The organism is Pseudomonas sp. TE24901 (assembly GCF_054058375.1).
The window spans coordinates 246,093-259,467 of record NZ_JBSSAF010000004.1; the positions used below are offsets into that span (position 1 = coordinate 246,093).

15 protein-coding genes are annotated in these 13,375 nt (G+C 58.2%); 9 read left to right on the plus strand and 6 right to left on the minus strand.

Annotation, left to right across the window (positions count from 1 at the left end; all coding sequences use genetic code 11):
* Window positions 1–36: 36 nt before the first annotated feature.
* From ACVWVP_RS09890 to ACVWVP_RS09900, 3 genes are read left to right on the plus strand one after another with little or no spacing between them, the layout of a single operon-like run.
* Window positions 37–963, plus strand: a complete 927-nt coding sequence (locus ACVWVP_RS09890; protein ID WP_457405501.1) for an ABC transporter ATP-binding protein — start codon at window positions 37–39, stop codon at window positions 961–963.
* Window positions 960–1,685 (plus strand): ABC-2 transporter permease, encoded by a 726-nt coding sequence (locus ACVWVP_RS09895; protein ID WP_259173338.1) that lies wholly within the window; start codon window positions 960–962, stop codon window positions 1,683–1,685. Before ACVWVP_RS09890 ends, ACVWVP_RS09895 begins: the two co-directional genes overlap by 4 nt.
* 15 nt (window positions 1,686–1,700) lie before the next feature.
* Window positions 1,701–3,368, plus strand: a complete 1,668-nt coding sequence (locus ACVWVP_RS09900) for a Gldg family protein (RefSeq protein ID WP_457405502.1) — start codon at window positions 1,701–1,703, stop codon at window positions 3,366–3,368.
* A 4-nt stretch (window positions 3,369–3,372) separates the two neighbouring features.
* Here the strand turns inward: ACVWVP_RS09900 and ACVWVP_RS09905 are convergent, their stop codons facing one another.
* The 3 genes from ACVWVP_RS09905 to ACVWVP_RS09915 form a co-directional block, all read right to left on the minus strand.
* The gene (locus ACVWVP_RS09905; protein ID WP_259173340.1) at window positions 3,373–3,681 is read right to left on the minus strand and encodes a class I SAM-dependent methyltransferase; all 309 of its coding nucleotides are present in this window, start codon (window positions 3,679–3,681) and stop codon (window positions 3,373–3,375) included.
* A gap of 260 nt (window positions 3,682–3,941) precedes the next feature.
* Complete coding sequence (locus tag ACVWVP_RS09910) at window positions 3,942–4,376, minus strand: DoxX family protein (protein ID WP_178924956.1); 435 nt, start codon at window positions 4,374–4,376, stop codon at window positions 3,942–3,944.
* A 103-nt stretch (window positions 4,377–4,479) separates the two neighbouring features.
* Window positions 4,480–5,901, minus strand: coding sequence for an MltF family protein (locus ACVWVP_RS09915; RefSeq protein WP_259173341.1), 1,422 nt, complete (start codon window positions 5,899–5,901; stop codon window positions 4,480–4,482).
* Between the two features lie 235 nt (window positions 5,902–6,136).
* Here ACVWVP_RS09915 and ACVWVP_RS09920 point away from each other — a divergent pair, with 235 nt between their 5' ends.
* The 5 genes from ACVWVP_RS09920 to ACVWVP_RS09940 all read left to right on the plus strand — a co-directional run bounded on the left by ACVWVP_RS09920 (window position 6,137) and on the right by ACVWVP_RS09940 (window position 10,065).
* Complete coding sequence (locus ACVWVP_RS09920; RefSeq protein WP_457405506.1) at window positions 6,137–6,943, plus strand: TatD family hydrolase; 807 nt, start codon at window positions 6,137–6,139, stop codon at window positions 6,941–6,943.
* Window positions 6,944–7,039: 96 nt separating this feature from the next.
* A complete protein-coding gene (locus tag ACVWVP_RS09925) occupies window positions 7,040–8,521 on the plus strand; it encodes a methyl-accepting chemotaxis protein (RefSeq protein WP_259173343.1) in 1,482 nt (493 codons plus the stop codon).
* A gap of 228 nt (window positions 8,522–8,749) precedes the next feature.
* Window positions 8,750–8,935, plus strand: coding sequence for a hypothetical protein (locus ACVWVP_RS09930; protein ID WP_457405509.1), 186 nt, complete (start codon window positions 8,750–8,752; stop codon window positions 8,933–8,935).
* Window positions 8,936–9,004: 69 nt separating this feature from the next.
* Window positions 9,005–9,406: an Imm50 family immunity protein gene (locus tag ACVWVP_RS09935; protein ID WP_457405512.1), complete on the plus strand. Its 402-nt coding sequence runs from the start codon at window positions 9,005–9,007 to the stop codon at window positions 9,404–9,406.
* A 296-nt stretch (window positions 9,407–9,702) separates the two neighbouring features.
* Window positions 9,703–10,065: an Mpo1-like protein gene (locus ACVWVP_RS09940; RefSeq protein WP_010566540.1), complete on the plus strand. Its 363-nt coding sequence runs from the start codon at window positions 9,703–9,705 to the stop codon at window positions 10,063–10,065.
* 3 nt (window positions 10,066–10,068) lie between these two features.
* On the opposite strand, the gene ACVWVP_RS09945 is transcribed toward ACVWVP_RS09940, so the two are convergent.
* From ACVWVP_RS09945 to ACVWVP_RS09955, 3 genes are all read right to left on the minus strand, one after another.
* Window positions 10,069–10,866, minus strand: a complete 798-nt coding sequence (locus ACVWVP_RS09945) for an acyl-CoA thioesterase (protein WP_259173348.1) — start codon at window positions 10,864–10,866, stop codon at window positions 10,069–10,071.
* A 90-nt stretch (window positions 10,867–10,956) separates the two neighbouring features.
* Window positions 10,957–11,718: a CHAD domain-containing protein gene (locus ACVWVP_RS09950; protein ID WP_457405516.1), complete on the minus strand. Its 762-nt coding sequence runs from the start codon at window positions 11,716–11,718 to the stop codon at window positions 10,957–10,959.
* Between the two features lie 44 nt (window positions 11,719–11,762).
* Complete coding sequence (locus tag ACVWVP_RS09955; RefSeq protein WP_010176194.1) at window positions 11,763–12,041, minus strand: hypothetical protein; 279 nt, start codon at window positions 12,039–12,041, stop codon at window positions 11,763–11,765.
* A 217-nt stretch (window positions 12,042–12,258) separates the two neighbouring features.
* On the opposite strand from ACVWVP_RS09955, the gene ACVWVP_RS09960 reads away from it, so the two are divergent.
* Window positions 12,259–13,296 (plus strand): patatin-like phospholipase family protein, encoded by a 1,038-nt coding sequence (locus tag ACVWVP_RS09960; protein WP_178926036.1) that lies wholly within the window; start codon window positions 12,259–12,261, stop codon window positions 13,294–13,296.
* Window positions 13,297–13,375: the final 79 nt, after the last annotated feature.

Genomic DNA, 13,375 nt, shown 5'->3' on the forward strand with positions numbered 1-13,375 from the left:
CCTTAAAATGCTCTAGCCCACCCACCTGGTAGAACAATGATAGAAATAAGCAACCTGACAAAAACCCTGGGTATGAAGCGTGCAATCAGCGACTTGTCATTTTGCATTGAACATCAAGAGTGTGTAGGCCTGCTGGGCAGTAGTGGCGCGGGGAAAACCACACTCCTGAACTTGATGGCGGGGGTCATGAAGCCCACCACCGGCCATATAAAAATCGAAAGATTCAATATCGGCTCCCATCCCGTTCAAGCCAAGAAACAGATTGGCTACCAACTTGATAAAGGCCTCTGTCATTGCACCCTGTCAGTCAACGGTTTTCTAAACTTCATCGCCTCTGTGCACGGGTTCAGGGGCGCGGAACATCGCAGACGCGTAGACATGGCAGCGTCACGCCTGGCGTTATGGCCGGTATTCGATTACCCCATCAACACGCTTTCGTTCGGCTTGAAACGCAAGGTGGCCATTGCCCAGGCCATCCTCCACGATCCCAGGGTGTTGCTGCTTGACGAGCCAACCGCAGGACTGACGCCGACCCAACAACTCAAGCTGATGACGCTTATCCGATCCCTGGCCGAAGAAATGGCAGTCATTGTCACCTCTCGCCATGGCGACGAACTGGCCAATCTCTGCACCCGCGCCCTGGTACTCGCAGACGGGCACCTGGTTGCCGACGCGCCGCTGGCCCAGTTGCAACGCAACTCTCGCCACTCCCAAGCCATCACCCTGGCCTGTGACACCCCGCTTGACCTGTTGGCCCTGGCGGTTCTACCCGGCGTCGCGGGTATCGAAGAAAACCGACTCGCGCCGGGTACGGTCACCGTGCTCGCCATGCCTGGGCATGCCATCTATCCACCCATCAATGCACTTATCGCCAGCCGGGGATGGAACATAACAGCGGTCAGCCTGGAGCCCGGGCGCCTGAGCGATGTCGTTAATCACCTGAGTCAAGGAAGCCCGCTTTGAAACAGGTATCCGTCATTTTCAAGCATCAACTCATCCGTTATGCCTGCGTGCCAGGCACCTACCTGCATGTCGCGGTTTTCCTGGCTTTATCTGCTGCGTTGGGCCTACTGACAAACCAGTGGCTGGAACAGGAAAGCAACGATTTACAGGCCTTCTTCCGGTTTCACCCCTGGCTTTACCTGTGGTTGATACCCGCACTGTCGATGCAGTTATGGGCCGATGAGTGCAACCGCGGCTTTTTCGAGTTGATGCAAGCCTTGCCCATTACACCGGCAGAGCACGTCATCGGAAAGTTCCTGGCAGGCTGGGTAATCAGCGCAATCGCCTTATCACTGACATTCCCTGTCGTAATAGCTGCCAACTTGCTGGGCACTGCGGACAACACCGTTATTTTTTCGCAATACATGGTCAGTTGGCTATTGGCCGGGAGTTATCTGTCGGTAGGCTGTTTCATCTGCACCTTGACCCATCGTAGAACCGTTATCTTCATATTGACGATCTGCCTGTTACTTGTGGCCTGCGCGCTTTCTTCGATCCTGGACGCACTTGAACATCAGGCCCCCATCTGGTTGATCGATAGCCTGGCTACCCTGGACTCCCTATTACGCTTTGGCACTGTCGGCTATGGAAAACTTACCCTGCATGACACTTTGTATTTCATCAGCATGATCTTGGCCTTTCTATTTGCGGCGACTGTCACGCTTAACGCTAAAAACCGCTGACAAGGAAAGCACGCTATGCATTCCGCTCTTCGCTCAGGTATCACACTGATCGTCATCCTATTGCTGTTTCTGGCGTTCAACTTAGTGTGGATAGGTAAGATTCCGAATATTCGGTGGGACTTTTCACAGCAAAAACTTTACACGTTGTCGCCTGCCGCACACCAATTGGCAGCAACGCTCGAGGGTCCGGTGGATTTGTATTTTTTCAACGATCAACTGCACCCCAAACGAAACAGCATTGAGAAACGCTTTGGCCTGCGAGTGGAGGACCTGCTCAAGGAATACGAAAAAGCGGCGTCGGGCAGGATCAATCTGCACATCATTCACCCCGCTCCTTTTTCAGAAGATGCCTACAAGGCAGGGTTGTTCGGCCTTGACGACCAGTACGGTTTATTCGGGCTTATCGGCACCCGCGCCGGCCAGAACGCGCAACGTATCGAAGCCTTCAGCAGTGATCGCGAAGCATTGCTCGAGTATGAAATCGGCCACTTGCTGCAAAACCTGTCAAACCCCGACCCCAGGTCGGTGGGTCTGCTCTCAGGGGTATCCATCAATAAATCCGCTGGGCGCCTGCTGACGCAATTGAGGGGACATTTCAATGTCATGGAGTTGGCGCCGCACCTTGAGCGCATGCCTCAAGGCATCAAGACGTTGATGGTCATCCATCCGGAAAAACTGCCTGATCGGGCCCTGTATGCGATCGATCAGTTTGTATTGGGCGGCGGCAAAATAGTGGTGTTTACCGAACCGTCAAGCGGCGCACCGACCAGGTTCGGCTCAATGCTGGCTGGCTGGGGCGTGCATCTGCAGACGGACGGGATACTCGTCGACACTACCTATACCATCCCCCAAGGCCTGTTGGCGCTGCCTCGCGAAGCGACAAACGCCAACGACATCAGCAGTGGAAGGGTCAACGCGCTGACAATGTCGAGCGTTGGCGCACTCGCGCGCGCCGAGAAAGTCCGCACCCGCTTCACTCCGCTGCTCCAGGGTTCAGCGCAATCCCGATGGGTGATCGCTGGGATTAGCGTGCCCGCCGATAAAGCCTCTCCCGAAGCCCAGCGCGCAGTGATCGCCGCGCGTATCGAGGGGCCGGCCTACTCTGCATTCACGGACGGTATCGGCGGACTGCCTGCCGGATTGCAGAAAGCTTCGCAGATTCATGCCGTCGTCGTGGCTGACGCCGACATGCTCAGTGACGCCCTGAATGACCCAGGCAACAACGACAACATAAGGTTTGCCCTCAATATACTGGACAACCTGGCCGCTCCCGAAGCGCTTGCCGATATCCGCCCCCGATCAATGACAGGCCACACACTGCACGTGTTGAAAGCCATGGGGGCGGCCGCTGAACAACACTACCGAGAAAAGGCGGGTGAGCTGGAACTAAGCCTTGAGCGAACGGAACGGGAGTGGCAGACGCTGCACCCGCAAGCCGTGACGCTCACTCCCCAGTCGGTTGACATCAGCACCCGACTGCAAGCACTCAACAAAGAACGGCTGCGTTTGCCCATGGAATTGCACGGTTTGAAGGTCGAGGCCTACGCCGAACTGCAGCGCCTGAAATTCATCATCAAGCTGGTACTGATCGCGGCCGTGCCGCTGGTGCTGTGCCTGATTGCCTGGGCGCTGCTCCTGTACCAGAACCGTCACCGCACTTTGCCACCCGTGGCTTTTGACTGACCCCTCAGCGACGGGCAATCAGCCCCTGGCGCGCGATGCGCACCAAGTGTCCAATCACTTCGTCTGCCGCATAGGCGCTGGGGGCCTGGATCACAGCCAGGTCAAAGCTGTTGTTGGCAAACCGGGCCAGAGAATCACCCGCTTCCACAAATTGGATCAGGAAGGCCGAAGGGCGTCCGCTGCGACGCGGCCAGCCGTCCAGGTAACGCAACAGCGTCGGCTGGTGCTTGCCACCCAGCAGGATTTTAGGATTGCGTTGAGTCAGGTCCGCGGTGATCGGGGCCAGGCGTATCAGGGGGCGTAGTGCATTCATCGTGTCGTGTCTCTGCCTCAAAAGTCTGCGGGCAGGTGAGAGGCAACACCGAACCAGCGCTTTAGCGGTATTTCGAAACCTGCCTCGGGGTGAGTGCATGCTTCTGTCAGGACTGCATTGAGTCCCGCTGGCGCCCCGCAATTAGCTGTTTAAATCGGCGCATGAGCAGCATCCTAGAGAAGCCGGTGGGCCAGTGTCAAGAATCCCGAGAGACGAAAAAGCCCGCTCATGGCGGGCTTTTTCAGGTTTTTCTGCAGGTGTCAGTGGCTGATGGCACGGTCCGCAGACAACTTGCCCGCCCCTTCCAGCAATACCGCCAGCGAGCCGCCAAGCAAGGCCAGGGCGAATTCATAGCCGTTGTTGGCCATGAACAGGCCGTTATGAATATGCACAGAGAAGATCGCCACCACCGACAGGATGGTCAGACCCAACGCCGCAGGGCGAGCCAGCAGACCAATGATCAATGCCAGGCCAGCAAAGAACTCCGTACCACCGGACAACACCGCCATCAGGGTACCGGGCGCCAGGCCGATGCTTTCCATCCACTGCGCAGTCCCTGCGAGGCCGTAGCCTCCGAACCAGCCGAAGAGTTTTTGCGAACCGTGGGCGGCGAAGATGATGCCGACAAAAATGCGCAGAATCGTCAGGCCATAGCCAGCGCGAGTGGACAGGATGCTTTTGATCAGTGGGCTCATGGGGATAATCCTTTTCAAAGTAGGGTTGGGTTGGCCGCTATATTAATCAGATTAAACAATGATAAAAGCCGAAAAAATGCCTAATTCATATCGACAAATTAGATCACTTGCGTGAGGCGACTTTCGGCGCTGGCGGCTCCAGGGACTCCCGCTCCCGATCAAACGCCAAGTAGTACTTGTTCACGCTATTAACATAGCTGACGCCGCCCATCCCCACTTGCTCCATGGCAATACGCTCGACCTGGAAGAACCACTGATTGGGGTTCAGCCCTCGGCGCCGGGCTTCTGCGCGCATACCCTGCACGCGCTCTGGCCCCATGTTGTAGGCGGCGAGTACAAACGCCATGCGCTCACGCTCGTTCAGCTTGGGACTGGCAAAGAACTTGCGTCGAATCATCGCCAGGTAGCGCGCACCGGCCTGCACATTACTGTCGAGACTCTCGATATTGTTGACCCCTACCCGCTGCGCTGCGGACGGCGTGATCTGCATCAGGCCGGTCGGTCCGCCACTGTTACGCGCCCCCGGGTCAAACGCCGACTCCTTGAAGGCCAGCGCCGCCAGGTTCAGCCAGTCCATGCCCTGCTCGCGGGCATGCTTCTGCAGGACCGGGCGCAATTTTTCCAGGCGCTGGCGGTCGGCCCGGGCCAAGGGGTTGCGGACCTGGTAGAGACGACGGTAGATGCGTTGAAAGGCCACATCCTGGTCGGACGGCGTTCGATACGTCTTGAGGAAGCGGTCGATGCTGGCCCGCAGCATCGAAGCGTCCTGGCGGACAAACCAATACTCGTCGCCCGGCTCGCTGATCGCCACCTGCCGGTCAAAGCGCAGCTTGGGCAGGATCTTCGACCAGCGCTCGGCTATCGGTTTTTCGACAATGGTGAGGTGAAAGATTCCGGCCTGTACCATCTCCAGCACGTCTTCAACGGCCAGCGTCGGGTCGACCCATTCCACCTTTACCGGCGGCTGCTTGTGCAGGGCCAGCTTCTGGTTGACCTGGCTGATTGCGTCCGCAGCCGCACTGCCGGTGGTCAGCGCCAGGGTACGCCCGGAAAGTTGCTCGAGCTTGGTGAACCGGCGTTCCCCCTTGACGCCCACCAACCACAAGGGCACATCGCTGGCGATCGGGTCACTGGTGCTGATCTTGTGCGCCGCCTTCACATCCAGCAACTCACCGGGGGCTACCAGGTCGCCTTCACCACGGGCCAACGCACCCAGCAGTTGATCCTTGGCCTTGGGAATGATCTTGAGGGAAATTTCTTCGCCATCACGGGCGTGGCCGTTCAGGTATTGCTCGAACGCACGCAGGCGGTGGTATTCGATACCAATGGCCTGGCCCTGGATTTCACCGGAGCTGTTGCGGCTCTGGTTGACCAGCACGCGTAGAGTGCGGCTGGAGCGGATTTGCGCCAGGTCCCGCACCTTGCCGGGCTTGGTCACTTCCAGCGGCCCGTCCAGACGCGCGACCGCCACCATGGGCAGCGATAACGTCAGGCACAACATAAGCAACGCCGAGGGTCGGATCATCCGCTCTCCGGAAAGAATACTGGCCAACGCCCTCGCGAAAAACGAGACGCTGGGTGTCAGAAACAGAGCGCTTTATGCGCTGGCAAGGCGCGCAACGGTGGCACAGGTAAGGCAGTCAGCCAAACGCAATGTCACTTGCGACGTTCAAAGACAGCTATAACTCGTTGTAGTTCTTCGATTTTCTTATAAATCTACAGCTCTGATATGCTTTCCGACCGCAGGCGGAGGTAGCACCATGCAACTCATTGATATCGGCGTCAACCTGACCAACCCCAGTTTCGACGAGAGGCACCAGGCTGTTCTCGAGCGTGCCTATGCTGCCGGCGTGCAACAATTGGTGCTCACCGGCACCAGTGTCGATGGCAGCGAACAGGCCCTGGAACTGAGCGTGAAACTCGACGAAAGCGGCCAGCGCCTGTTCAGTACGGCCGGTATCCACCCTCATTCCGCCAGCGATTGGAACGGCGACAGCGCCCAACGTTTGCGCGGTTTGCTCAGCGAACCTCGTGTGCGGGCAGTGGGCGAATGCGGGCTGGATTTCAACCGTGATTTTTCCCCACGCCCTCAACAGGAAAAAGTCCTTGAAGAACACCTGGCCCTGGCCGTCGAGCTGAAGCTGCCGGTGTTTCTCCATGAGCGCGATGCCAATCAGCGCCTGCTGGAGATCCTCAAGGACTATCGCGACCACCTCACCGGCGCCGTGGTGCATTGCTTCACGGGGGAACAACAGGCGCTGTTCAGCTACCTCGACCTCGACTTGCATATCGGCATCACCGGTTGGATCTGCGACGAACGCCGTGGGACGCACCTACACCCCCTGGTCAGGGAAATTCCCCGGGGCCGCCTGATGCTGGAAAGCGATGCCCCTTACCTGCTGCCGCGCACCCTGCGTCCCAAGCCGAAAAACGGCCGTAACGAACCGGCGTATCTGGTGGAAGTACTGCGCGAAGTGGCTCTGCATCGCCACGAAAGCGTGGAAGACCTGGCCCAGCACAGCACCGCCTGCGCCCGCCGCTTTTTTGGGCTGCCCAGCGTGGATTGATGCGGCGCATTGACCCATGTCAAAACCGGCTTCCTGAGTAGCGGCACAATAATGGCACCTTGCCAATGCTGTTTCCGCTATCAGAGAAAACCTTCCATGGGTGCCTGGCTTAGCAATATCTCGCTGAAATACAAATTCTGGGCCGTGAACGCGGTCGCTTTCATCACCACATTGCTGCTGGTGTTGTACGCAGTGCAGCTCGAACAACAGGCACGCAGCGATGCGTCCCAGGCCTCGGCGCAGGCTCAAGGGCGATTGCTCGCTGCCTGGCCGACCGAAAAAGCGCTCCCCAAAAGCGAACACTGGCTGACGTTTACTCGTGGCCAAACCCCACACCTGGCCGATCAAGATCTGTCAGCCCTGAGCAGCGCCAGCGGCTGGGTCGAGCTCAACCCCATGCCGTTGCTGGGTGAAAATCCGCTGCTGGGTGCTGAAGTGATCAACCGTGCAGACGGCCAGAATCTCGCCGTGCTGGCCTACGCGCCCAGCCTGAGCCAGGTGTTCAGTGATCGTTTTGCCAATTACGCCGTCGCCGTTGCGATCCTGATGCTGGCGATGCTCGGCGCCTCACAACTGCTGATCCGTTTCCTGCTCAGCCAGCTCAATACGCTCAAGGACGTGATGCTGCACGTGGAGAAAACCGGCGACTTGTCGGCGCGTGTACCCTTGGCGTGCAAGGATGAGGTCGGCCAGATGGCCACCGCGTTCAATGCCATGCAGGCCGGCTACCAGCGGGTAGTCAGCACCGTGGCGCGCACAGCCCAGCAACTCGACGACGGCGCCGCACGCCTGGCCAGCAGCATGAACGAGGTGCAGCACGGCATGCTCGGCCAGCAAAGCGAAACCGACCAGGCCGCCACCGCGATCAACGAGATGACGGCCACCGTCTACCATATCGCCCAACACGCCGGCGCCACCCGCGACCTGTCCCAGACCGCCGACACCCTTGCCGGCAGCGGCCAGGAGGTGGTCACCCGCGTACAACGCTCGATTGCCGGCCTGTCCACCGGTGTGCAGCAGACCGCCGAAATGATCCAGAAACTGGCCGAAGACAGCCAGAAGATCAACGGCGTGGTCGGGGTGATCCACAGCATCGCCGAGCAGACCAACCTGCTCGCCCTCAACGCCGCCATCGAAGCTGCCCGCGCTGGGGAAATGGGTCGTGGTTTTGCGGTGGTCGCCGACGAAGTGCGCAACCTGGCCAAGCGCGTGCAAAGCTCCACCGACGAAATCACCCGCATGGTCTCGGCCTTGCAAGCCGGCACCCGCGATGCCGTGGACTTCATGCAGGAAAGCTCGTTCAAGGCCGACGATTGCGTACAGCAAGCCCAGGAAGCCGGCGCCGCACTCGCCGAAATCACCGGAGCGGTCGCGCAGATGCGTGAAAGCAATACCCAGATCGCCGTCGCCGCCGAACAGCAGAGCCACGTCGCCGAAGAGATGAACCGCGCGGTGGTGAGCATCCGTGATGTCACCGAGAATACCGTGCAGCAGACCGTGGACTCGGCGACGACCAGTAATGAGCTGGCAACGTTGGCTGGGGAATTGAGTAAAGCGATTGGGCAATTGAAGCTGTAAGGCTTTTTAACCTGTAATCCATCCCTTACACCAACGCCTCGGTTTACCCGAGGCTTTCGCGAATCTTCCTAGCATTCCTGGCGAATAACGCCGACTTCTTTCCCTTATAAACCTCTGCAAAGTCCTTCGCCTGATCAAACAGTGCGAAGGATTGCAGATGATTTTTTTCGTTAGTGCCCTGATGGGCAGGGCTGCCTCAGACGCCTCTCCCATATGGAGGCATCGCGCATGACCGACGCTTCCCACATTGCCCTAATAGAGCATGAGCTGAATGGCGTTCATCAAAGCATATCGGAGTATCACCAACAGGCGGTCGCCTGCTATTCGCGCGCATTGAACTCAGTCAACCACGCCGCAGACATGCCTCTGTTGCTGGAAACTAAGTTGAAGACCAAAGGACACACTTCCACTTAACACCTATTGAGCAACCCGAAACGGAAAAGTTATCGGCACAAAAACAAAATATTACTTTAGAGGGAAATAATGAAATATTGGAATGAAATAGAGAACACTATATTTTTTGAAAAAATCTTCAGTCAACCTGTCGAGATAGGTGAAATTTTTCTATTATCGCTACAAATAGACAATGACCGACCGAGGCTGGGAATTGGATTTGACATACCTGAGTTCCCGGACGTCCTACCGGAAAAATGGAAAGACAAGGGCTACAACGCCTGCAGGCTCGGCATTGACTGCTATGAAATTAGCGATCTAAAAATACTCAACATACCAAACAGAGATACTTTCGCAGTAGAAATAACAAAAAAAGATGGCCAACTTCACTTTAAAGCCGCCAACAAACACTCTTTAATCGAATTCAACTCTAAGGACATTTCATTGATCAACCCAAATGTTTACATCAGAGGCAATGATGAGGACTTTTAAAAAGCACTCTTTAGCGAAAACAATCTAATTCTGTTGGTATGCGACTCAAAATACAGAGGCTGGCAAGTCGGTAGTGCGCTAGACGTTACATCTCTCTTGGGTGAAACAACCGGCTACCCATTCTGGCTAACCGATACCCATCTCACGTTTCTAATCCATATGGACGACCATGACTGCGTCACTTGGGCATGAAAAACGCCTCTCTATAACGCCCATAGCCATCCCCAATTCGCCCACCCGCCTCACCCCACCTAAACTCTGTCCAAGATGTTTCAACGGACAGAGGATTCACCATCATGGGCAAACGTCACCCCAATCTCCCCGCCTGGCAATGGCGTAACTACCCACAAAACCATCAACACCCGACCAACCTGGCGTTGCACCTGATTGCCGTGCCGCTGTTCATCATCGGGTTTCTGTTGATTGTGTCGGGCGTGTTCAGCCTGAGCCTGGCGAGTTTCGCTGTTGGCGTGGTCGGCATCCTGGCCGGCTTGGCGTTGCAGCGTCATGGCCACAGCCTGGAAGCCCAGGCCAGTGAGCCGTTCAGTGATCGTAAAGATGCGGTGCAGCGCCTGGTGGTCGAGCAGTTTGTGACCTTCCCACGCTTTGTATTGAGCGGTGGCTGGTGGCGCGCCTGGCGGCAGCGCCATCGGCACTGAGCCTCAGGCGAACACCACCACGGTCTGGCGGCTGATGGCGATCAATTCGCCGGTCGGGCTCCACAGCGCGGCGGCAGCATGGCCGTAGCCGTCGCGGGCGTGCTCGATGTTGACGTAGTACTGGCACCAGTCGAGGGTCGTCAGGTCTTGCAGGGGCTGGATGAACTCGATCGTCCAGGTCAGCGTGCTGCCGGGCGCGGGCTTTTTCAGATGGGGAAGCAGGGCCGGGGGCCAAGCGTCGACCAGGGCCAGGATATGCGACTCGGTCAACGGTTCTTCCTTCACGTCGCCGCGCAAGCGCACCCAACCGCCCATGTCGCGAGATTTATTGCCGGTAAACGGCAGCCCGCCGACGCTCCAACGCATTGCCACGTGTTTCATGAACTCAGGCGTCACGCCCTTGATGTACGGCAGCTCCTGGCATTCATCCCAATGCTTGAAGGTCGGCGGCGCTTCACTGGCCACATCAATCTCTGACTCGCGGGATGCGCCAAAGCTGGCTTGCACCAGGGTCGCCACTTCACCGTTCTGCACCACGCGACCCAACAATTGGCTGACGGCCTTGCCTTCGCGCAACACTTCAACCTGATAACTGGCGGGAACATCCGCTGTCACCGGGCCGACAAAGGTCACGGCCAATGACCGCAAAGGCCGGCCATCCGGCACCTTGGCGCGTAGGGCTTCGTATTGCAGTGCGGCGACCAGGCCACCAAAGGTTGCGCGCCCCTGAGCCCATTCGGCGGGGATGGTGACATCCAGCGGGTTGCGACGGGCAGCGTCGAGCAAATCACTAAAGCGCATGGCGACCTCACATCAGCTAAACAGATGGGGGGATGTTAACCATCGCGCCCTTGCGATACAGCGCCTATTCCGGCCAAAAACCGGACCGCTTCAGAAACAATCGGCGCTGAGCTTTTCCAGCACCCTGTCGGCCTGCCCTTCGGCCTTGGCCATGGTGCGATGCCAGATCGCAACACATGGCTGCAGGTCCGGTTGATGCTGGGCCTGAGCCAACCACTGCCAGCAGTCATGCCAATCACCGAGGGCGCCCTGGGCTTTTTTCAGTCGGGACATGGCGTTGGCAGGGAGTTTGTCCAGCTCGGGATAGGCTTCGGCGGCGTAGCGCACGCGCTTGATCAGCAACCGCAGGCGGTGGCGATCGTGATCTGGGTCTTTGAGTGCTTCATCGAGTTTCTGCCATTGCTTGGCCAAGCGTTTCTCGATGCGTGGGCGCAGCCCCTTGAGCAGCTTTTGATGCTCAGAGGCACGGAGAAAGCGCGGGAAGGCATCCAGGATGAGCAGCAGGTGAGCCAGCTCCGGGCTTTGCGCCACGTGCCGATACGCATCGGGTTGCAAGCGCAAGCGCCGGTCTGCCGCCGCGTGATGGCCGTGCTGATGCAGATACGCCGCCAGGACCTCTCGGTCCCGCAGCGGCGTGGTGATCTGGCCGACCGTACTCGCCGCCAACTCAAGCTGCTCGACACCTGGCAGCCCGCGCAATGGGCGAAGGAGGCTGCGCAGCCGCCGCACGGTGGTGCGCAGGTCATGCAAGGCTTCATCGTCGGTGACGGCGGCGAGGCGAGCCTGGCAGCTCAGTAACCCTACTTCCAGGCCAATGACCTGAGCGACTAACTGATCGACCAACGCTGACATCCCTTCCTCCCCTGACGATGAAGATCCCTGATCACGGCGAAAGGTCAACGCCCGGCGCGCGACTCACGAATATAGAACCGCGCTTTCTCGGCCTTGTTGGAGCAGCCTTCAAACGCTTCGAATTGCTGTTGGGTCTTGGCACCGGTCAGCAAGGACAAGGCCTTAGAGTAGCTCACAGTGCCGGCAAAGCCTTCGGCCTTGGCCAGGTCCAGTTCATGCCACGCGGCATCCAGTTGCGTGCCGCAGCTGTCGCGGTACGCGGTTTTCCCGGCACAACCGGCCAGGGCCAACACGATCACAGGCACACACATCCAGGCTTTCATCGATGACACCTCAAATAAAGAAAAACAGTCGTACGTTGTAGACGTTGCCTACAAGAAAAAGTGCCTTGTCTGTCAGCCCCAAATCAAAAGCGTCTATCGCCAGAGCATACCCGAGCACCGCGCCCCGCCAGCAAAAATATTACCGCCCCAGGCGAAGATTGAAGGCGCCCCCTCAATGGGTGCATTGTGGGCACCTGCCTTGGGGAGGACATGGACCATGAAAAAACGTGTTGCCTTGGTATTGGGCTCCGGAGGGGCCCGAGGTTACGCCCACATCGGAGTGATCGAAGAGATCGAACGGCGCGGCTATGACATCGCCTGTGTCGCCGGTTGTTCCATGGGGGCCGTGGTCGGCGGGATCTACGCAGCCGGCAAACTGGAGGATTATCGAAACTGGATTGAAAGCCTCGACTACCTGGATGTGCTGCGCCTGGTGGACGTGAGTTTTCGCCTGGGGGCGATTCGTGGCGAGAAGGTCTTCGGGCAGATCCGCAAGATCGTCGGCGAGATCAACATCGAAGAACTGCGCATCCCCTACACCGCCGTCGCCACCGACCTCACCAACCAGCAGGAGATCTGGTTCCAGGAAGGCTGCCTGCACCAGGCCATGCGCGCCTCGGCCGCCATCCCCAGCCTGTTTACGCCGGTGATGCAAGGCAACCGCATGCTGGTGGACGGCGGCCTGCTCAACCCGCTGCCGATCGTGCCGGTGGTGTCGAGCCATTGCGACCTGATCATTGCGGTCAACCTCAACGCCACCAACCAGAAACACTATCACCTGCCGGTGATCCAGCGCCCGCCTGCGTTCAAGAGCCGCTTCAACAGCCTGGCCAAATCCCTGGGCTCGCACCTGCCCTTTCGACGCAAGCAGGCCGAGCAACTGATGAAGCTGGAACAGGAAGCCTTGCAGGCTGAAGCGGCAGAGATCAACCCGTGGCTGGAATCGGCCGAGCCCGAATCCCAGCAACCCGCCGCCGCGCCGGAAAAAGCCGGCGCGCCCAAGTCGGCGACCGGTTCGTTCATCATCGACAACGTGGGGCCCGCATCACTGCTTGACCTGATCAACCAGAGTTTCGAGGTGATGCAGACGTCCTTGGCGCAGTACAAGATTGCCGGTTACCCGCCTGATGTGTTGATCAACGTGCCAAAGCGGGTGTGTCGGTTTTTTGAGTTCTACAAGGCGCCGGAGTTGATTGCGTTGGGACGGGAAATTGCCAGTGATACCTTGGATCGGTATGAGAGTGAGCAACACTAAGAACTTCGGTGTTGCTGATGACGCCATCGCAGGCAAGCCAGCTCCCACAGTTGATCGCATACCACCTTCGAATGTGGGG

What these genes read in the sequence shown, in the direction of transcription:
- ACVWVP_RS09915 (WP_259173341.1), bottom strand. Translation starts at nt 5,901, where the DNA reads ATGATCCGACCCTCGGCGTTGCTTATGTTGTGCCTGACGTTATCGCTG.
- ACVWVP_RS09920 (WP_457405506.1), top strand. Translation starts at nt 6,137, where the DNA reads ATGCAACTCATTGATATCGGCGTCAACCTGACCAACCCCAGTTTCGAC.
- ACVWVP_RS09945 (WP_259173348.1), bottom strand. Translation starts at nt 10,866, where the DNA reads ATGCGCTTTAGTGATTTGCTCGACGCTGCCCGTCGCAACCCGCTGGAT.
- ACVWVP_RS09925 (WP_259173343.1), top strand. Translation starts at nt 7,040, where the DNA reads ATGGGTGCCTGGCTTAGCAATATCTCGCTGAAATACAAATTCTGGGCC.
- ACVWVP_RS09955 (WP_010176194.1), bottom strand. Translation starts at nt 12,041, where the DNA reads ATGAAAGCCTGGATGTGTGTGCCTGTGATCGTGTTGGCCCTGGCCGGT.
- ACVWVP_RS09890 (WP_457405501.1), top strand. Translation starts at nt 37, where the DNA reads ATGATAGAAATAAGCAACCTGACAAAAACCCTGGGTATGAAGCGTGCA.
- ACVWVP_RS09900 (WP_457405502.1), top strand. Translation starts at nt 1,701, where the DNA reads ATGCATTCCGCTCTTCGCTCAGGTATCACACTGATCGTCATCCTATTG.
- ACVWVP_RS09910 (WP_178924956.1), bottom strand. Translation starts at nt 4,376, where the DNA reads ATGAGCCCACTGATCAAAAGCATCCTGTCCACTCGCGCTGGCTATGGC.
- ACVWVP_RS09960 (WP_178926036.1), top strand. Translation starts at nt 12,259, where the DNA reads ATGAAAAAACGTGTTGCCTTGGTATTGGGCTCCGGAGGGGCCCGAGGT.
- ACVWVP_RS09930 (WP_457405509.1), top strand. Translation starts at nt 8,750, where the DNA reads ATGACCGACGCTTCCCACATTGCCCTAATAGAGCATGAGCTGAATGGC.
- ACVWVP_RS09950 (WP_457405516.1), bottom strand. Translation starts at nt 11,718, where the DNA reads ATGTCAGCGTTGGTCGATCAGTTAGTCGCTCAGGTCATTGGCCTGGAA.
- ACVWVP_RS09905 (WP_259173340.1), bottom strand. Translation starts at nt 3,681, where the DNA reads ATGAATGCACTACGCCCCCTGATACGCCTGGCCCCGATCACCGCGGAC.
- ACVWVP_RS09935 (WP_457405512.1), top strand. Translation starts at nt 9,005, where the DNA reads ATGAAATATTGGAATGAAATAGAGAACACTATATTTTTTGAAAAAATC.
- ACVWVP_RS09940 (WP_010566540.1), top strand. Translation starts at nt 9,703, where the DNA reads ATGGGCAAACGTCACCCCAATCTCCCCGCCTGGCAATGGCGTAACTAC.